16 protein-coding genes are annotated in these 19318 nt (G+C 64.6%); 14 read left to right on the top strand and 2 right to left on the bottom strand.

Translation table 11 applies throughout. The features are described from left to right. Positions 1–152 precede the first annotated feature (152 nt). Positions 153–1049, bottom strand: coding sequence for an energy transducer TonB (locus tag J3P85_RS27800; RefSeq protein ID WP_186710359.1), 897 nt, complete (start codon positions 1047–1049; stop codon positions 153–155). A gap of 76 nt (positions 1050–1125) precedes the next feature. Next, positions 1126–2079, bottom strand: a complete 954-nt coding sequence (gene gshB, locus J3P85_RS27795; RefSeq protein WP_434704205.1) for a glutathione synthase — start codon at positions 2077–2079, stop codon at positions 1126–1128. 224 nt (positions 2080–2303) lie between these two features. On the opposite strand from gshB, the gene J3P85_RS27790 reads away from it, so the two are divergent. The 14 genes from J3P85_RS27790 to madL all read left to right on the top strand — a co-directional run bounded on the left by J3P85_RS27790 (position 2304) and on the right by madL (position 19316). Continuing rightward, on the top strand, positions 2304–2732 hold the full coding sequence (locus J3P85_RS27790; RefSeq protein WP_092170757.1) for a response regulator: 429 nt from the start codon (positions 2304–2306) through the stop codon (positions 2730–2732). 49 nt (positions 2733–2781) lie between these two features. Further along, on the top strand, positions 2782–3147 hold the full coding sequence (gene pilH, locus J3P85_RS27785; RefSeq protein ID WP_018609535.1) for a twitching motility response regulator PilH: 366 nt from the start codon (positions 2782–2784) through the stop codon (positions 3145–3147). A gap of 10 nt (positions 3148–3157) precedes the next feature. Next, positions 3158–3697, top strand: coding sequence for a chemotaxis protein CheW (locus J3P85_RS27780; protein ID WP_434704204.1), 540 nt, complete (start codon positions 3158–3160; stop codon positions 3695–3697). Between the two features lie 151 nt (positions 3698–3848). Then, positions 3849–5909, top strand: a complete 2061-nt coding sequence (locus tag J3P85_RS27775; protein ID WP_411385875.1) for a methyl-accepting chemotaxis protein — start codon at positions 3849–3851, stop codon at positions 5907–5909. A gap of 189 nt (positions 5910–6098) precedes the next feature. Then, positions 6099–12032 carry an Hpt domain-containing protein gene (locus J3P85_RS27770; protein ID WP_434704203.1) on the top strand — a complete coding sequence of 1978 codons (5934 nt, stop codon included), beginning with the start codon at positions 6099–6101 and terminating at the stop codon, positions 12030–12032. Further along, on the top strand, positions 12025–12486 hold the full coding sequence (locus J3P85_RS27765) for a chemotaxis protein CheW (RefSeq protein WP_186710363.1): 462 nt from the start codon (positions 12025–12027) through the stop codon (positions 12484–12486). The genes J3P85_RS27770 and J3P85_RS27765 overlap by 8 nt, the downstream gene beginning before the upstream one ends. A 346-nt stretch (positions 12487–12832) precedes the next feature. Then, positions 12833–14503, top strand: a complete 1671-nt coding sequence (mdcA, locus tag J3P85_RS27760; RefSeq protein WP_024616425.1) for a malonate decarboxylase subunit alpha — start codon at positions 12833–12835, stop codon at positions 14501–14503. Beyond that, positions 14504–15379, top strand: a complete 876-nt coding sequence (locus tag J3P85_RS27755; RefSeq protein ID WP_434704202.1) for a triphosphoribosyl-dephospho-CoA synthase — start codon at positions 14504–14506, stop codon at positions 15377–15379. It abuts the gene before it with no gap. Next, entirely contained in the window at positions 15379–15678 is a 300-nt protein-coding gene (locus tag J3P85_RS27750) for a malonate decarboxylase subunit delta (protein ID WP_411385870.1), read from the top strand. The genes J3P85_RS27755 and J3P85_RS27750 overlap by 1 nt, the downstream gene beginning before the upstream one ends. Further along, positions 15671–16522, top strand: a complete 852-nt coding sequence (locus J3P85_RS27745; protein ID WP_434704201.1) for a biotin-independent malonate decarboxylase subunit beta — start codon at positions 15671–15673, stop codon at positions 16520–16522. Before J3P85_RS27750 ends, J3P85_RS27745 begins: the two co-directional genes overlap by 8 nt. Then, positions 16519–17322, top strand: coding sequence for a biotin-independent malonate decarboxylase subunit gamma (mdcE, locus tag J3P85_RS27740; RefSeq protein ID WP_434704200.1), 804 nt, complete (start codon positions 16519–16521; stop codon positions 17320–17322). The genes J3P85_RS27745 and mdcE overlap by 4 nt, the downstream gene beginning before the upstream one ends. Beyond that, the gene (locus J3P85_RS27735) at positions 17319–17939 is read left to right on the top strand and encodes a malonate decarboxylase holo-ACP synthase (protein WP_434704199.1); all 621 of its coding nucleotides are present in this window, start codon (positions 17319–17321) and stop codon (positions 17937–17939) included. The genes mdcE and J3P85_RS27735 overlap by 4 nt, the downstream gene beginning before the upstream one ends. Then, positions 17936–18856, top strand: a complete 921-nt coding sequence (mdcH, locus tag J3P85_RS27730) for a malonate decarboxylase subunit epsilon (RefSeq protein ID WP_434704198.1) — start codon at positions 17936–17938, stop codon at positions 18854–18856. The genes J3P85_RS27735 and mdcH overlap by 4 nt, the downstream gene beginning before the upstream one ends. Before the next feature lie 67 nt (positions 18857–18923). Continuing rightward, a complete protein-coding gene (gene madL, locus J3P85_RS27725) occupies positions 18924–19316 on the top strand; it encodes a malonate transporter subunit MadL (RefSeq protein WP_250963782.1) in 393 nt (130 codons plus the stop codon). The last annotated feature ends 2 nt before the right edge of the window (positions 19317–19318 follow it).

Below are 19318 nucleotides of genomic sequence, written 5' to 3'. Positions count from 1 at the left end.
ATAAATGGCCAGTTCACCAACAAAACCCTGTGGGAGCGAGCTTGCTCGCGATGGCGGACTGTCGGCCGACATTTATGTTGAATGATCCATGGCTATCGCGAGCAAGCTCGCTCCCACAAGGGATCTGCGGCAGGTTCAGGCATCGATCAGGCTCAGTTACTGGAAAGCCGATCACCCCGGGCGAACTTCCAGGTGCGGATGATTTCCAGCCGGTCGATGTCCGACAGGTCCCCGGTAAACGGTGCGAACGGTGCGGCCAGGCGCACGATCCGCTGGGCTGCCTGGTCCAGCAGCGGTTGGCCGGAGGATTCGAGCACCAGCACTTCATACAACGAGCCGTCGCGGTTGATCGAGACCATGAGCCGCAGGTTGCCGTAGATCTGTTTGCGCCGGGCCTCGTCGGGGTAGTTGAGGTTGCCGATGCGCTCGACCTTCTTGCGCCACTCGTCCTTGTACCAGGCGCCCTTGTCGCGCATGGTCGAGGCGGCGCTCAGGCGGTGGATGCGCGGGCGCTTGGCGTAGAGCTGTTGCTCCTGGGCCAGTTCGGCTTCCAGGCTGGCGATGTCGCTGGACAGTTGGGAGCTGTCGAAGGTGGGCACCGGGGCCTGGGGCTTGGGATCGGGCTTGACCTCTTCCTTGACCGGGGCTTTTTTCGGCTTCGGCGCCACGGTGGTCACGGCTGCCTTGGGGGCCGTTTCCCGCACTTCGGGCTTGGCCGCCGGCGGCGGGGTGACTTTCTGTACCGTGCTGTCCTGGAACGGAGCGATTTCGGTGGTCTTGGGGGTCGCCTTTTTTTCCAGGGTGCCGCTGCCTTGCTGGTTTTCCTGGGCAAGGAAATCGGCCTTCTCGGGCTTGGCCTCGCTCTTGAAGGTGGCCAGGGTAATTTCCAGGGTCTGGCTGATCTGCTTGGGCTCGACCGTGGCAAAGCCGACGCCCAGCAGCAAGGCCAGGTGGATCAATGCCGCCAGGAACAGGGTAAAACCGAGGCGATCAGCCGGGCGCACGCCACGATGGGCGAGCTCTTGGGGCAGATCGGACGGGAGTGTCATGACAAGGAAACCAACATCGCGTTTTTTTCAGGCCGGGCATGATAACGCAATGTGGGTTTCCTTCAGCAGATCTGGATCAACGAGCCTTGAGCTTCTGATCGATGGCATCCATCAACATGCCGCCGATGTCCGTGCCAAAGGCGTTGTCGATCTCGCGAATGCAGGTCGGGCTGGTGACGTTGATTTCCGTCAGGTGCTCGCCGATCACGTCCAGGCCCACGAACAGCAGGCCTTTTTCACGCAGGGTCGGGCCGACCTGGGCGGCGATCCAGCGGTCCTTCTCGGTCAGCGGTCGCGCCTCGCCACGGCCACCGGCTGCCAGGTTGCCGCGGGTTTCGCCGGCTGCCGGAATGCGCGCCAGGCAATAGTCCACCGGTTCGCCGTCAATCATCAGGATGCGCTTGTCGCCATCGACGATGGCCGGTAGGTAGCCTTGGATCATGATCTGTTGCTGGCCGTGCAGGGTCAGGGTTTCCAGGATCACCGACAGGTTCGGGTGGCCGGCGGTGTGCCGGAAGATCGAGGAACCGCCCATGCCGTCCAGGGGCTTGAGGATCACGTCGCCGTGATGGTCGGCAAATGCGCGCAACACGTCCGGGCGACGGCTGACGATGGTCGGCGGCGTGCATTGCGGGAACAGCGTGGCGAACAGCTTTTCGTTGCAGTCGCGCAGGCTCTGGGGTTTGTTGACCACCAGCACGCCGGCGTTTTCAGCCTGCTCCAGCAGGTAGGTGGAGTACACGAACTCCATATCGAACGGCGGATCCTTGCGCATCAGGATCACGTCCAGGTCGCTGAGCAGCGCATCGCTTTCATCGCCCAGCTCGAACCATTTTTCAGGGCTGGCGAAGACCTTTAGCGGCTTCATCCGCGCCCGTGCCTGACCTTCGGCCTGGTAGAGGTCGCGCTGTTCCATGTAGAACAGCTCCCAGCCGCGCTTCTGAGCGGCCAGCAGCATGGCCAGCGAGCTATCCTTCTTATAGGAAATGCTGGCGATAGGGTCCATGACAATGCCGACGCGTACGCTCATGGCTTGGTTCCTCGAAATATGATGGGCACATAATGGCGTGAAAAAGTGGCGTCAGAGTGGCGCCCGGAAGATTGGCGGTCAAGGAAAAACCACCGCGCCGAGCGGCCGATAGATCGGCGATGGAGACTGTGCTAAAAAGGCTGCCATGTGACGTGCGGGCCTTGAACATCAAGGGTTTGCGCTGTCGATCACACTTACGCGTTAAAAATCGGTCCGCAGTGGCAATGGCAGAGCATCTCACGCAGCAGCAACCCAGCGCCTTGAAGGTCATGGTCATCGACGACTCGAAGACCATCCGCCGCACCGCCGAAACCTTGCTGCGCAACGTGGGCTGCGAGGTGATCACGGCCATCGACGGTTTCGATGCCCTGGCCAAGATCGCCGACCATCATCCGGGCATCATTTTTGTCGACATCATGATGCCGCGCCTCGATGGCTACCAGACCTGTGCCCTGATCAAGAACAACAGCGCGTTCAAGGCCACGCCGGTGATCATGCTGTCGTCCCGGGACGGGTTGTTCGACAAGGCCAAGGGGCGCATCGTCGGTTCCGATCAGTTTTTGACCAAGCCGTTCAGCAAGGAAGAACTGCTGGGGGCGATACAGGCCCATGTCCCGGGCTTTGCCGCTGTCCAGCCGCACCAGGCACATTAATGACACTCGGCCAACGGGCCTGGGGTCAACAAGAAAAATGGGGAACACCATGGCACGAGTTCTGATCGTCGATGATTCGCCGACTGAAATGTACAAACTGACCGGCATGCTGGAAAAGCACGGCCATGAGGTTCTGAAGGCCGAGAACGGCGCCGATGGCGTGGCCCTGGCCCGCCAGGAAAAACCCGATGCGGTGCTGATGGACATCGTCATGCCCGGTCTCAATGGTTTCCAGGCCACGCGCCAGTTGACCAAGGACCCGGACACCGGCCATATCCCCGTGATCATCATCACCACCAAGGATCAGGACACCGACAAGGTCTGGGGGACGCGCCAGGGCGCGAAGGACTACCTGACCAAACCGGTGGACGAAGAAACCCTGATCGCGACCCTGAACAAAGTATTGGCGGGTTGACGGCGCGGCCATGAGCCAGTCCCTGACGGCCTTCGAACTGCTGCTGCAGATCGACCGGCGTTGCCGGCTGCTGGGGGCGGACCTGCCCTCCCAGCCGACCCACCGCGCCGGTTGGAGCGGCATCGGCTTTCGCCTGGGCGAGCACTGGTACGTGGCGCCGATGGGCGAAGTCAGCGAAGTGCTGCACGAGCCACGTCACACGCACTTGCCCGGGGTCAAGCCGTGGGTACGTGGTGTGGCTAACCTGCGCGGGCGCTTGTTGCCGTTGATGGACTTGTGCGGGTTCTTCGGCCATGAACTGTCCACCGTGCGCAAGCAGCGGCGCGTGCTGGTGGTGGACCACGACGAAGTGTTCGCCGGGTTGCTGGTGGACGAAGTCCTTGGGCTGCAGCATTTTGCCCAGGACAGCCTGGAACCGACGCGGGTGGACGACCACGACGGCCCGGAAGCGGCCTTCGTCAAGGGCCGGTTCGGCGGCGAGCGAGAGTGGCAGGTGTTCAGCCCGTTTGCCCTGGCGCGGTCGCCGGGGTTCATGGATGTGGCGATTTGACAAGCCGTAGCGCGGCCCCAGTGGGAGCGAGCTTGCTCGCGATAGCAGCGGTACAGCTTGCATCAATGTTGATTGTGCTGGCGCCATCGCGAGCAAGCTCGCTCCCACATTGGGACGGCGGCGGGTTGGGGTCTTGGGCAGGCGAAAATCGATGATCAAAGCAAAAACAGGCAAGCCACTGGAAGCGTCGCGCAGTCGTTCGCAGATCATCGTGCTGTTCGTCGCGCTGATCGTCTTCATCATGCTGCTGTTCGCCAACTTCGCTTACCTCAACACTCAATCCACCTATGACAAACAGTACATCGGCCATGCCGGTGAGCTGCGGGTGCTGTCCCAGCGCATCGCCAAGAACGCCACCGAGGCGGCCGCCGGCAAGCCCGCGGCGTTCAAGCTGCTGAGCGATGCGCGCAATGATTTCGCCCAGCGCTGGGGTTACCTGAAGCAGGGCGATCCGGTGACCGGCCTGCCGCCTGCGCCCGCGACCCTGCGTCCGCAGATGCGCGCCGTGCAGTTGGATTGGGAACGCCTGCTCAAGAACACCGATGCCATCCTCTCCAGCGAGCAGACCGTGCTGTCGCTGCACCAAGTGGCGGCCACCCTGGCCGAAACCGTGCCGCAGTTGCAGGTCGAGTACGAAAAAGTCGTCGAGATCCTGCTGCAACGTGGCGCGCCGGCTGCCCAGGTGGCCATGGCCCAGCGCCAATCGCTGCTGGCCGAGCGGATTCTCGGCGCGGTGAATACCGTGCTGGCGGGGGACGAAAACGCCAGCCAGGCGGCTGACACCTTTGGTCGCGACGCAGCGCGTTTTGGCCAGGTGCTCAATGGCATGTTGCAAGGTGACCCGGCCTTGAAGATCTCCCAGGTCCAGGACCGCGATGCCCGGGCACGGCTGAGTGAAATCAGCGAGCTGTTCGAATTCGTCTCGGGCTCGGTGGATGAAATCCTCGAGACCTCGCCGGAGCTGTTCAAGGTCCGCGAGTCGGCCGGCAACATCTTCAACCTGTCGCAGACCCTGCTCGACGAGGCTTCGCACCTGGCCACGGCCTTCGAAAACCTGGCCGGCGGGCGCTCCGTCAACACCATTGGCGGTTATGTGCTGGGGCTGATGGCGCTAATGTCGATCATCCTGATCGGGCTGGTGATGGTCCGCGAGACCAACCGCCAGCTCCACGAAACCGCGGAAAAGAACGAGCGCAACCAGAACGCGATCATGCGGCTGCTGGATGAAATCGAGGACCTGGCCGACGGCGACCTGACCGTCACGGCCTCGGTCACCGAGGACTTCACCGGCACCATCGCCGACTCCATCAACTACTCGGTGGACCAACTGCGCGACCTGGTGGCGACCATCAACCTCACCGCCGGCCAGGTTGCCGCCGCCGTACAGGAAACCCAGGCCACCGCGATGCACCTGGCCCAGGCTTCCGAACACCAGGCCCAGCAAATTTCCGAAGCTTCGACTTCAATTAATGAAATGGCCCAGTCCATCGACCAGGTGTCGGCCAATGCCGCCGAATCGTCGGCGGTGGCCGAGCGTTCCGTGGAAATCGCCAACAAGGGCAACGAGGTGGTGCACAACACCATTCATGGCATGGACAACATTCGCGAACAGATCCAGGACACCGCCAAGCGCATCAAGCGCCTAGGCGAGTCGTCCCAGGAAATCGGCGACATTGTCAGCCTGATCGACGACATCGCCGACCAGACCAACATCCTCGCCCTCAACGCCGCCATCCAGGCGTCCATGGCCGGCGATGCCGGGCGCGGGTTCGCGGTGGTGGCCGACGAAGTGCAACGCCTGGCCGAGCGTTCTTCAGCGGCGACCCGGCAAATCGAGACCCTGGTGCGGGCGATCCAGGCCGACACCAACGAAGCGGTGATTTCCATGGAGCAGACCACCACCGAAGTGGTGCGCGGCGCGCGACTGGCCCAGGATGCCGGCGTCGCCCTGGAAGAGATCGAAGGTGTATCCAAGACCCTGGCGGCGCTGATCCAGAGCATCTCCAACGCGGCGCAGCAACAGACCACCTCGGCGGGGCAGATTTCCTTGACCATGAACGTGATCCAGCAGATCACCACGCAGACTTCGTCAGGCTCCACCGCCACCGCCGAAAGCATCGGCAACCTGGCGAAAATGGCCAGCCAACTGCGCCGTTCGGTGTCGGGATTTACCTTGCCGGCGACGCCGGTGGCGGATGAGGACAAGGTGTGACTGGCCGGATCTGCCTATTGAGAAGGGGCATGTGGCGAGGAAGCTTTTGTGGCGAGGGAGCTTGCTCCCGCTGGGGGGCGCAGCCGCCCCAAATATTTTGTGAGCGCTGCGCACTCAAGCGGGAGCAAGCTCCCTCGCCACAGGGTTTTATTTTTGCCCTCGGCATATGACTGTTGATTTGGAGTGGTTATGGGTGATCGGCACGACTACGTGGCCCTGGAATGGGTCAAGGGCGAGATTGCCGAAACGCTGAAGCAGGCTCATCTGGCCCTCAACCGCCTGGTGGACGATCCCCAGGCGGCGGATGCCCTCGGGCAGTGCCTGGCTTGCATTCACCAAGTCCACGGCGGCCTGCAGATGGTCGAGTTCTACGGCGCGGCGTTGCTGGCCGAGGAGATGGAGCAGCTGTGCGCCGCCCTCGAGGACAACCGCGTCACCCATCGCGACGAAGCCATCAGCCTGTTGAGCCAGGCCCTGGGGCAGTTGCCGATCTACCTGGACCGCGTACAAGGTGCCCGCCGCGACCTGCCGTTGGTGGTACTGCCCTTGATCAACGACCTGCGCAGTGCCCGGGGCGAGAGCCTGCTGTCGGAAACCAGCCTGTTCAGCCCCGAACTGCCCGATATTGCGCCGCTTGACGACGAGGCCTTGCAGCGCCTCGAACCCGCCGACCTGCCAAACACCTTGCGCAAATGGCGCCAGACGCTGCAAATGGCCCTGGTGGGCCTGCTGCGCGAACAGGACGACGCGACCCACCTCGGTTACCTGGCCAAGGTCTTCCAGCGCCTGGAAACCTTGTGCGCCGGCGCGCCGCTCAATGCGTTATGGCAGGTGGCCTCGGCGCTGGTCGAAGGCATGCGTGACGGGCGCATCGCCAACAGCCCAGCGCTGCGCAGCCTGTTCAAGGAAGCCGACAAGGAACTCAAGCGCCTGTTGGACCAAGGCATGCCCGGCATCAATCAGCCGGCACCGCCGCACCTGCTCAAGAGCTTGTTGTTCTATATTGCCAAGGCCGAACATCCCAGCGGGCAGATGCAGATCATGAAAGAACGCTACTCACTGGACGACGCGCTGCCTGACAGCGCCATGGTCGACGAAGAACGCGCGCGCCTGGCCGGGCCCGACCGCGATGCCATGCGCTCGGTGCTCGCCGCGCTGTGCGAGGAGTTGGTGCGGGTCAAGGAACGCCTGGACCTGTTCGTGCGCAGCGACCGCCAGCACGCCTCGGAACTGGACAGCCTGCTGGCGCCGCTGCGGCAAATCGCCGACACCCTGGCGGTGCTGGGCTTCGGCCAGCCACGCAAGGTCATCATCGATCAACTGGCGGTGGTCCTGAGCCTTGCCCAAGGCCAGCGCGCGCCGGATGACGCGACCCTCATGGATGTCGCCGGGGCCTTGCTCTACGTCGAGGCGACCCTGGCCGGCATGGTCGGCACCGTCGAGCCCGAGAGCCGCGAAGACTCGCACCTGCCCACCACCGACCTGACCCAGATCCACCAGATCGTCATCAAGGAAGCCCACACCTGCCTGCAACAGGCCAAGGACATGATCGTCGACTACATCGACGCGGACTGGAACAGCGAACAACTTCAGCCCTTGCCGGCACTGCTGACCCAGGTGCGCGGCGCGCTGGCGATGATCCCCCTGGGCCGCGCCGCCAGCCTGGTGGAGGCCTGCAACGCATTCATCCGCGACCACCTGCTGCTGGAGCAGGCCCAGCCGGGGTGGGAAGAACTCGACCACCTGGCCGACGTGATCACCGGCCTGGAATACTACCTGGAGCGCTTGAGCGAAGACCCGGAAACCCCTGGCGAGCCGTTGCTCGATGGGGTCGAGCGGAGCCTGGCCGCGCTCGGCTATTACCCTGATGAAGCTCGGGTGCCGGTGCTCGATGATGTGTTGAGCCCCAACGAAGCCCAGGTCATGCAGGACTTGCAGGAGCTGGACGACCCGCAGACGGTGCAGTCCTTGGCCGAGGTGCTGGCCAGTCCGGTCTCGGCGGTCAATCCGCCGGCCCGGAGCACCCCGGGCAGCCTGTTGCCGCCACCACTGGACGAAAGCCCGGTGGACGACGAATTGCGCGAGGTCTTCCTCGAGGAAACCGCCGAGGTGCTCGACGTTCTGCGTGAGTACCTGCCGCGCTGGGGCGCGCATCCCGACGATGCTGTTGCCCTGGGCGAACTGCGCCGGGCGTTCCATACCTTGAAAGGCAGCGGCCGGATGGTGCGGGCGCTGGTGCTGGGCGAGCTGGCCTGGGCCGTGGAAAACCTGCTCAACCGGGTGCTGGAGCGCAGCGTCGAGCCGGGGGCGTCGGTCCGTCAGCTGATCGAAGATACCGTGCAGTTGTTGCCGGACCTGGTGGCCGAATTCGCCGCCAATCGCCAGCGCCAGCGTGACGACGTCGACCGCCTGGCCGCCCGCGCCCATGCCTTGGCCAAGGGCGGCGATGAAGACGATGACGACGAGCAGGATGTAGCCGCCCTCGATCCGCTGCTGTTGAAGATCTTCGACAACGAAGCCCAGGGCCACCTCGCCAGTCTCAATCGTTTTCTCGACCAGGCGGCCGACCACCTGCCGTTGCAGGCCAGCGATGAATTGCAGCGGGCCTTGCACACCCTCAAGGGCAGTGCGTCCATGGCCGGCGTGCTGCCCATCGCCGAGTTGGCCGGTGCGATGGATGAGCTGGCCCGGGAATACCGGGCGCACCTGATCGCCCTCGACCTGGATGAGGTGGAATTGCTGCTGGAGGCAGAGGGACTGCTGCGCCTGGGCTTGCGCCGGTTGCACAGCGAACCGCTGACGCCGATTCCCGGCGCCGGGGATCTGATCCAGCGCGCCCAGGCGCTGCTGGCCGAGCGCCTGCACGCCGCCAACAGTGCGCCGGGCAAAGCCCTGAGGACCAAGCGCGATCCACAATTGATCAACAATTTCCTTGCCCAGGGCATGGACATCCTGCTGGACGCCGAGAGCCTCTTGCAGCGCTGGCAGCAGCACCCTGGCGAAGGCCAGGAATTGAGTGCGCTGCTGGATGAACTGACCACCCTCGGCGAAGGCGCGCACCTGGCCGACCTGCACCCGGTGGACGAGCTCTGCGAAGCCCTGCTGGACCTCTACGGCGCGGTGGAAGAGAGCAGCCTGGCGGTCAGCGATGATTTTTTCCAGCAGGCACAGCGTGCCCATGAAGCGCTGATCGACATGCTCGATGAACTGGCGGCCGGGCAGCACGTGCGTCCGCAACCCGAGCGGGTACAGGCCCTGCGTCGCTTGCTTCAGGAGAGCCTCGACCCTTCGGCTACCGGCCTGATCCGCAGCGACGGCAGCCGCACCTTGAGCATCCGCGAACTGGGCCACGCGACGGCGGAAATGGAACGTGACGCGCCCGCCGAGACCTCGATGGAAGATGACCTCGCGTCGATTTTCCTCGAAGAGGCCCAGGACATTCTCGAAAGCGCCGCCCAAGCCTTGCAACGCTGGTTGGCCGATCCGGACAATGGCGCGCCGTTGTCCTCGCTGCAACGTGACTTGCACACCCTCAAGGGTGGCGCGCGGATGGCCGACATCCGGCCGGTGAGCGACCTGGCCCAGGAGCTGGGAAACCTTTACGAAGGGCTGGTGGACCGGCGCTACAGCTACAGCGAGGAACTGGCGCAGTTGCTCGATAACAGCCACGAACGCCTCGACCTGTTGCTTGGGCAGTTGCAACAGGGCCAGCCGTTGGGCGATCCCGTTGCGCTGATCGATGCCATCCGCAGGTTCCGCCAGGACAAGCCGAACGCCATCGAGACGAGCGCCGCGGCCCAGGCCGACGGCACCGGCCATGATCCCGAGTTGCTGGAAATCTTCCTTGAAGAAGGCTTCGACATCCTCGACAGCTCGGGCGCGGCGCTGCTGCGCTGGCAGGAAGAACCGTCGAACCGCCAGGCCGTGGAAACCCTGCTGCGGGATTTGCACACCCTCAAGGGCGGCGCGCGGATGGTGGAAATCGGCCCCATCGGCGACCTCGCCCACGAGCTGGAAAACCTCTACGAAGGCCTGTCGGCGGGCCTGCTCCAGCCGACCCCGGCGCTGTTCGCCTTGTTGCAAAGCAGCCATGACCGACTGGCGCAGATGCTCGATGCAGTGCGCGCCGGTCACCCGTGCCCACTGGCCGACCGGCTGATCGCACAGATCCAGGCGGTGAATCATCCCCAGGAAAACGCGGCGCCACAGGCTGTTTCGACACCGGAGCCGGTCCCCACCGCTAGCGTAAGTCTTCCCACGGCGCCGCCAAGACCGGACCCTGGCGCAGCGGGCGACGGTGCGGACATGGTCAAGGTCTCCGCCGAACTGCTCGACGACCTGGTGAACCTGGCGGGCGAAACGTCGATTTTCCGTGGGCGCATCGAACAGCAAGTCAACGACGCGCGCGTGGCCCTGGGCGAAATGGAAACCACCATCGAGCGCATGCGCGACCAGTTGCGGCGCCTGGACACCGAGACCCAGGGACGGATTCTCAGCCGCCAGCAGGTGGAGGCCGAGCGCCTGGGCTACGAAGAATTCGACCCACTGGAAATGGACCGGCATTCCCAGTTGCAGCAATTGTCCCGGGCGCTGTTCGAGTCCGCTTCGGACTTGCTCGAACTCAAGGAAACCCTGGATCGCAGCAACCACGACGCCGAAGTCCTGCTGCAACAGCAGGGGCGGATCAACACCGAGCTCCAGGAAGGCCTGATGCGCACGCGCATGGTGCCGTTCGAGCGCATGTTGCCGCGGCTCAAGCGCATCGTCCGGCAAGTGGCGCAGGAATTGGGCAAGGACGTTGAATTCGTGGTCGGCAATGCCGACGGCGAGATGGACCGTAATGTCCTCGAACGCATGGCCGCGCCGCTGGAACACATGCTGCGCAACGCCGTCGACCACGGCCTGGAGTCGGCCGACGTGCGCATCGCCGCCGGCAAGCCCGCGCGGGGCCGCATCAGCCTCGACCTGTCCCGGGAAGGCGGCGACATTATTTTCGACATCCGCGACGACGGCGCCGGCGTGCCGCTGGAAGCGGTGCGGAGCAAGGCGATCAAGCGTGGCCTGCTGGCGCCGGACAGCGACATCAGTGACCGCGACGTGCTGCAGTTCATCCTGCAACCGGGGTTTTCAACCGCGGAAAAAATCACCCAGATCTCCGGGCGTGGCGTGGGCATGGACGTGGTCCACGAAGAGGTGCGGCAGTTGGGTGGCAGCATGGTCATTGATTCCACGCCGGGGCAGGGCGTGCATTTCCGCATTCGCCTGCCGTTTACCGTGGCGGTGAACCGGGCGTTGATGGTGCATTGTCACGACGACCAGTACGCGATCCCACTGAACGCCATCGACAGCATGGTCCGGGTGTTGCCGGCCGAACTGGACGGCTATTACCAGCTCGATCCGCCGACCTACACCTACGCCGGGCAACGCTATGAGCTGTGCTATCTCGGTGAGCTGTTGAAAACCGGCGGCCGCCCGAAATTGCTGGGCCAGAGCCAACCCTTGCCGGTGCTGCTGGTGCAATGCAACGAGCGGCACGTCGCCGTGCAGGTGGACGCCATCGCCGGGACCCGGGAGATCGTGGTCAAGAGCCTGGGGCCGCAATTCGCGGCGGTGCAGGGCTTGTCCGGGGCGACGATCCTGGGGGACGGCCGGGTGGTGCTCATCCTTGACCTGCTGGCGCCGATCCGCGCCTTGCCCCACCAGGTTCCGCGCCGCCCGATGCCGGCCGAAGGCGAGGGCGAACCGCAACGGCCGCTGCTGGTGCTGGTGGTGGATGACTCGGTGACGGTGCGCAAGGTTACCAGCCGCCTGCTGGAACGCCACGGCATGCACGTCCTGACCGCCAAGGACGGCGTGGATGCCATGGCGCTGCTGGCCGAACACGCGCCCGACCTGATGCTGCTGGACATTGAAATGCCGCGCATGGACGGCTTCGAAGTGGCCACCCAAGTGCGCAACGACCCGCGCCTGGCGCACCTGCCGATCATCATGATCACCTCCCGTACCGGCCAGAAACACCGCGACCGCGCCATGGCCATTGGCGTCAACGACTACCTGGGCAAGCCGTACCAGGAGTCGGTGCTGCTCGACAGCATCGCCTACTGGAGCAAAACCCATGCATGAACATCGCACCAGCCACCTCACCGGGCTATTGCTGCCCCTGGCCGATCGACACCTGATCCTGCCCAACGTGGCGGTGGCCGAACTGATCGACTACCAAAGCAGCGCCTTCGATCTGGACACCCCGCCGTGGTTCCTGGGCTGGGTAAGCTGGCGCGAACGGCAAATCCCGCTGCTGAGCTTCGAGTCGGCCTGCGGCCAGAAAACCGTGATGGGCGAGCGTGTGCGCATCGTCGTGCTCAACGCCCTGGGCGGCCGGCCGGAGCTGCGCTTCATCGCGCTGCTGGTGCAAGGCATCCCACGCTCCTGCAAGCTCGACAGCCAGTTGAGCTACGTCGACGTGCCGCTGTGCGGGCTGGAGCAGGCGGCGGTGCAGGTGGGGGAGCATGTGGCGAAAGTGCCGGATCTGTTGGCGTTGGAGGAATTGGTGATTGCGGCGGGATTGGTCGGCAACTGAGCCCAAACGGTGGGAGCGAGCTTGCTCGCGATGACGCAGTGTCATGCGACAACACTGTTGACTGACCCACCGCTATCGCGAGCAAGCTCGCTCCCACAGGGCAGGCCCTCATCCTGATGTCGCAAACCGTGGCGAGGGAGCTTGCTCCCGCTGGGTCGCGAAGCGGCCCCAAAAGCGACGACTGCTGCGCAGCCGAGCGGGAGCAAGCTCCCTCGCCACAGAAGCTTTGTCCGCTGCGGCATTCAACCATTACTCCCACCGTAACGATCCGCCGCTGAGCTTGATTGATGCCCACGCCACAACACTCCTAAGGTGAGCTCCACGACAGCGAACCCGTGGAGTGGTCATGACAACAACAATATCCCCCGACTCGCGCTGGACGCGGCGGCGCAGCGAGAAGCAGCGGCGTCTCGGGCTGGTGAAGGGGCTTGCCGACGGTGTGGTGCTGCCCACCGACAAGATCGTCGCGGCGCTGGAGGCGTTGATCCTGCCCGGCGACCGTGTGGTGCTGGAAGGCAATAACCAGAAGCAGGCGGACTTCCTGTCCCGCTCCCTGGCGAAAGTCGACCCTTCGAAGCTGCATGACCTGCACATGATCATGCCCAGCGTCGGTCGTTCCGAGCACTTGGACCTGTTTGAACGCGGCATCGCCCGCAAGCTCGATTTTTCTTTCGCCGGTACCCAGAGCCTGCGCATCAGCCAGTTGCTGGAAGACGGCCTGCTGGAAATCGGCGCGATCCACACCTACATCGAGCTCTATGCCCGGCTGGTGGTGGACCTGATTCCCAACGTCGTGCTCTCGGCCGGTTTCATGGCCGACCGCGCCGGCAATATCTACACCGGCCCCAGCACCGAAGACACGCCGGCGCTGATCGAACCGGCGGCCTTCAGCGACGGCATCGTTATCGTCCAGGTCAATCAGTTGGTAGACGATGTCAGCGATTTGCCGCGAGTCGATATCCCGGCGTCCTGGGTGGATTTCGTGGTGGTGGCCGACAAACCGTTCTACATCGAACCGTTGTTCACCCGCGACCCTCGCCATATCAAGCCTGTGCATGTGCTGATGGCGATGATGGCGATCCGTGGGATCTACGAAAAACACAACGTCCAGTCCCTCAACCACGGCATCGGTTTCAACACCGCCGCCATCGAATTGATCTTGCCGACCTACGGCGAATCCCTTGGTTTGAAGGGCAAGATCTGCCGCAACTGGACCCTCAATCCGCACCCGACGCTGATCCCGGCCATCGAGAGCGGCTGGGTCGAAAGCGTGCATTGCTTCGGCACCGAGTTGGGCATGGAAAATTACATCGCCGCGCGCCCCGACGTGTTCTTCACTGGCCACGACGGTTCGCTGCGCTCCAACCGCATGGTCTGCCAACTGGCGGGGCAGTACGCGGTGGACCTGTTCATCGGCGCCACCCTGCAAGTGGACGGCGACGGCCATTCCTCCACGGTGACCCGCGGTCGACTGGCCGGCTTCGGCGGTGCGCCGAACATGGGCCATGACCCCCGCGGCCGCCGTCATGGCACGCCGGCCTGGCTCGACATGCGCCACGGCGATGGCGAGGCACCGTTGCTCGAACGCGGCAAGAAGCTGGTGGTGCAGATGGTCGAGACGTTCCAGGAGGGCGGCAAGCCCACCTTCGTCGACACCCTCGACGCGGTGGACGTGGCGAAGAAAGCCGGCATGCCCCTGGCGCCGATCATGATCTACGGCGATGACGTCACCCACCTGCTCACCGAAGAGGGCATCGCCTATCTGTATAAGGCCCGCTCCCTGGAAGAGCGCCAGGCGATGATCGCCGCCGTGGCCGGCGTCACTGCCATCGGCCTGCGCCATGACCCGAAAGACACCGCACGCATGCGCCGCGAAGGGCTGATCGCCTTGCCCGAAGACCTCGGCATCCGCCGCACCGACGCCACCCGCGAGTTGCTCGCGGCCAAGAGCGTGGCCGATCTGGTGGAATGGTCCGGTGGCCTCTACAACCCGCCCGCCAAATTCAGGAGCTGGTAAATGCGCGCCCTTTATCTGCAACCCAAGACGTTATCCCTGGCTGAACGTTTGGCCGATCTGGCGGTGGACGCGTTGATTGACGAAGCCGACCTCTCACCCAAACCGGCCCTGGTGGACCGGCGCGGCAGTGGTGCCCACAGCGACCTGCACCTGGGCCTGATGCACGCCTCGGCACTGTCGCTGTGGCCGGCCTTCAAGGAAATGGCCGAGGCCGCCCTCGAGTGTGGCGAGATCGGCTTGCCGCTGCGCGAGGCCCTCGGCCGGATCGGCCGAGAAGGTGAAGCCGCGATGCTCGTTACCACGGGCGGTGTAAATACCCATCGTGGTGCGATTTGGGCCTTGGGCTTGCTCGTCGCGGCGGCGGCGCTGGAGCCTGAATCCAACGTCGCGGGCGCCGTCACGCTACGTGCCGCCCGCCTGGCCTTGCTCACCGACCGTTATGCGCCCCAGTCCTTGAGCCACGGCGCCCAGGTTGCCCAGCGCTACGGCGTGCGCGGCGCCCGGGAAGAAGCGCAACTGGCGTTCCCGGCGGTGACGAGCCTGGGCTTGCCGCAACTCAAGCGCAGCCGTGCGGCGGGGGCGGGCGAGCAGAACGCTCGCCTGGATGCCTTGCTGGCGATCATGACAACACTGGCCGACACCTGCGTGCTTTACCGCGCCGGCGAGGCGGGCCTGCAAGCCATGCAGCAGGGCGCCAAAGCGGTGCTCGACGCCGGTGGCAGTGCGAGCCTGGGCGGCCGTCGCCAATTGCATGCGCTGGACCAACAACTGATTGCCTTGAACGCCTCGCCTGGCGGCGCTGCCGACCTGTTCGCCGGCTGCCTGTTCCTCGATCGCATCGAGCGCGGCGATGGCTTCTTCCCAGGAGTGTGCTGATGGAAACCTTATCCTTTGAATTCCCCGCCGGCCAGCCGCCACGGGGCAGGGCGTTGGTGGGCTGTGTCGGCTCGGGCGATCTGGAAGTACTGATCGAGCCTGGCCTGGCGGGCAAGCTGACCATCCAGGTGCAGACCTCGGTCAATGGCAGCGAGCAGCGCTGGCGGCATCTGTTTGCCCGGATGTTCGACGGTCAGACACCGTCCGCGATGAGCATCGACATCCATGATTTCGGCGCCACCCCCGGCGTGGTGCGCCTGCGCCTGGAACAAGGCTTCGAGGAGATCGGTCATGACTGACAGCGCAGCGTTGCTCAACAAGCACAGCTTCGTCGAACTCGGCGCCCGGCAACGGGCCAAGGCCTTGCTCGATGCCGGTACGTTCCGCGAATTGCTCGACCCGTTCCAGCGGATCATGTCGCCGTGGCTGTTGCGCCAAGGCGTGGTACCGCAAAGCGACGACGGCGTAGTGATCGCCAAGGGCATGCTCGATGGCCTGCCGGTGGTGATCGCCGCCATCGAAGGCGCGTTCCAGGGGGGCAGCCTCGGCGAAGTCGGCGGGGCGAAGATTGCCGGTGCGTTGGAATTGGCGGCGCAGGACAACCGCAAAGGTATTCCGACCCGTGCCGTGCTGTTGCTGGAAACTGGCGGCGTGCGGTTGCAGGAAGCCAACCTCGGGCTTGCGGCGATTGCCGAGATCCACTCGGCGATAGTCGATCTGCGCCAGTACCAGCCAGTGGTGGGTGTGGTCGCTGGCAGCGTCGGTTGCTTTGGCGGCATGTCCATTGCCGCCGGGCTGTGCAGCTATCTGCTGGTGACCCGGGAAGCGCGGTTGGGTCTGAATGGTCCGCAAGTGATCGAACAGGAAGCCGGCCTCGACGAATATGACTCCCGCGACCGGCCATTCATCTGGAGCCTGACCGGCGGTGAGCAGCGTTTCGCCACTGGACTGGTGGACCGTTACGCGGCCGACGACGTGACGCAGATCCGTCAGCAGGTCAGCCGGTTGCTGCACCTGGGCGTGCCCGCGCAGCACCGCAGTGGCCAGGCCGAACTGTTCCTGCAACGCCTGGCCCGCTTGGACACTGACGTGCAAATCGAACCGGAAGCGGTTCGCCAGCTGTACCAGGGAGAACGCCCATGAGTGCTTATTCGTTGAGAGGCTTGCGCTGGTTCGAGGCCTTGAGTGGTGGTGCGAGCACGGTGCAAGGTTTACCCGCTTCGTTGAAAGTCGCCGATGTCAGCCTGGGCGAACAAACCGTGCGCCTGCTGGCGGTGGTGGCCGATCCCGACAACCGTTTTCCTCGGGCGCGCAATGGCGAAGTCGGCTTGCTGGAAGGGTGGGGCCTGGCCAAGGCGGTGGATGACGCCATCGACGCCGACCGCGATGCGGTCAACAAGCGTGCGCTGATCGCCATTGTCGACGTACCGAGCCAGGCCTATGGCCGGCGCGAAGAGGCGTTGGGCATTCACCAGGCCCTGGCCGGCGCCGCTGACAGTTACGCCCGCGCCCGGTTGGCCGGGCATCCGGTGATTGGCTTGCTGGTGGGCAAGGCGATGTCGGGGGCGTTCCTGGCCCACGGCTACCAGGCCAACCGGTTGATTGCCCTGCGCGACCCGGGCGTGATGGTCCACGCCATGGGCAAGGCTTCGGCGGCACGGGTGACCTTGCGCAGTGTCGAGGAGCTTGAAGCGCTGGCTGCCAGCGTGCCGCCGATGGCCTATGACATCGACAGCTTTGCCAGCCTGGGATTGCTGTGGGAAACCTTGTCGGTGGAGCAGATCGAACAGCCCTCGGCGAGTGATCTGGCCCGAGTCACCGCTTGCCTGAAACATGCGATCAACGATGTCGCCGCGGCGCCCCGCGACTTGAGCAGCCGCCTCGGTGCGACCCATCGGGCAGCCTCCAGCACGGTTCGCCAATTGTTGAGTGCGCAGTGGTGAATACGTACCTGGCCCATGACCTGCTCTGGGGGATGACCCCGGAGCAAGTGCCTGCGGGTGCGCCGGCATGGGTGGTTGAATCGATGGCCGCCGGTCAACCGGTGGTGGTTCGGCGCTCGCTGACGCCAGCGGATCAGATCGCGGTCGGCGTGCGCGGGCGCTTGCGCGAGCAGCGTTATGCAACGTCAATGGCGGTCGCGGCGATTTCCCGTTGCGTCAGGCCGGAAGACCTCTGTCACGTCGAGTCGACTCGCGACCTGCCAGCCCTGCACGCACTGGACCGCCTGCGCCCGCTGCTCGATGCCAGCGGCTGGGCCTGGGGTGTTAGCGGCAGCGCCGGGTTCGAACTCGCCACCGGTGTCGAGGCACTGCATGAGCGCAGCGACCTGGATCTGATTTTGCGCACGCCGCAGCGCCTGGATCGTCTCAAGGCCAAGGCGTTGCTGGCGCTACTGGAGGCTTCGGTATGCGCCGTGGACATGCAGTTGCAAACCCCTTGCGGCGCCGTGGCCTTGCGCGAATGGGCGGGCTCGTCCCGTCGGGTCTTGCTCAAGGATGATGTTCAGGCCCGGCTGGTGAGCGATCCCTGGCAGCCTTCGTTGGAGCAGGTCGCGTGAGCAGCCTCTTCGTCTTTCCCGGCCAGGGTGCGCAGCGCGTGGGCATGCTCCATGGGGTGGCGCCGCGGATCCTGGACGAGGCGGGTGCTGTGCTCGGTGAAGACGTCTTGCGGTTGGACAGCGCTGAAGCCTTGCAGTCGACCCGCGCCGTGCAGCTGTGCCTGCTGATCGCCGGCGTGGCGGCGGCCCGCCGATTGCTGGAACAGGCTCCCGCGCCTGACTATGTGGCGGGACTGTCCATCGGTGCGTATCCGGCGGCAGTGGTGGCCGGGGCGCTGGCGTTCGAGGATGCGTTGCGACTGGTCAGCCTGCGCGGTGAACTGATGCAGCGGGCCTACCCGCAAGGCTATGGCATGACGGCGATCATCGGCCTGGACCTCGCGGCGGTGGAAGCCTTGCTGGCCCAGGTGCACAGTGAAACAACGCCGGTCTACCTGGCCAATATCAATGCCGATAACCAAGTAGTCATTGCCGGCAGCGACGGCGCCATGGGCCTCGTTGCCGAAAAGGCTCGGAGCCAAGGCGCTGGCAAGGCCTGCCGGCTGGCGGTGAGCGTGCCGTCCCATTGCCCGTTGCTGGAGGCGCCGGCCCGGACGTTGGCCGAGGCGTTTGCCGAGGTGTCCTTGAAAGCTCCGACACTGGGCTATCTCAGCGGCAGCCGCGCCCGGCCGGTCATCAAGATCGATGCCCTGCGCGACGACCTGGCCTTCAACATGTGCCGTGTCGTCGATTGGCGCGGCACGGTGCAAAGCGCCTACGAGCGAGGCGTGCGGTTGCAGATCGAACTGCCGCCCGGTGCGGTGCTCACCGCCCTGGCGCGCCGGGCGTTCGAGCAGGGCTCTGTCATGGCCTTCGACGGTGCTCGGCTCGATACCTTGCAGGCGCTGTTGCGTGAGGAGGGAAGCCGCCAACCCTAGACCACCGACTCAAGCTGGCGAAGCACAAAAACAACAACTTCGACGATGCACTTTGAGGACTACGACAATGATTATTTACGGTGTGGCGTTCCTGGCCTTTTGTACCCTGGCGGGTATTTTCATCGGCGAGCTGCTGGGCAAGCTGATTGGCGTGCCGGCCAACGTCGGCGGCGTCGGCATTGCGATGCTGCTGTTGATCGGCCTGGGCAGTTACCTGAACAAACGCGGCCTTTTCACGGGCAAATCCGAGGCCGGCGTGGAATTCTGGAGTGCGGTCTACATCCCCATCGTGGTCGCGATGGCGGCCCAGCAAAACGTCTACGGTGCACTCAAGGGTGGGCCGATGGCGATCCTGGCCGGGACCCTGGCGGTGGTGATTGCCTTTGCGTTGGTACCGGTGCTGGTGCGCATTGGCAACAAAGGGCCTCAGGCCGACATCTCCGTCAAGACGGTCGGGTGATT

Origin of the sequence: Pseudomonas sp. Z1-12 (genome assembly GCF_051132015.1) — a bacterium.
GTDB lineage: Bacteria > Pseudomonadota > Gammaproteobacteria > Pseudomonadales > Pseudomonadaceae > Aquipseudomonas > Aquipseudomonas zanjanensis.
This window is presented reverse-complemented; position numbering and strand designations above follow the sequence as displayed.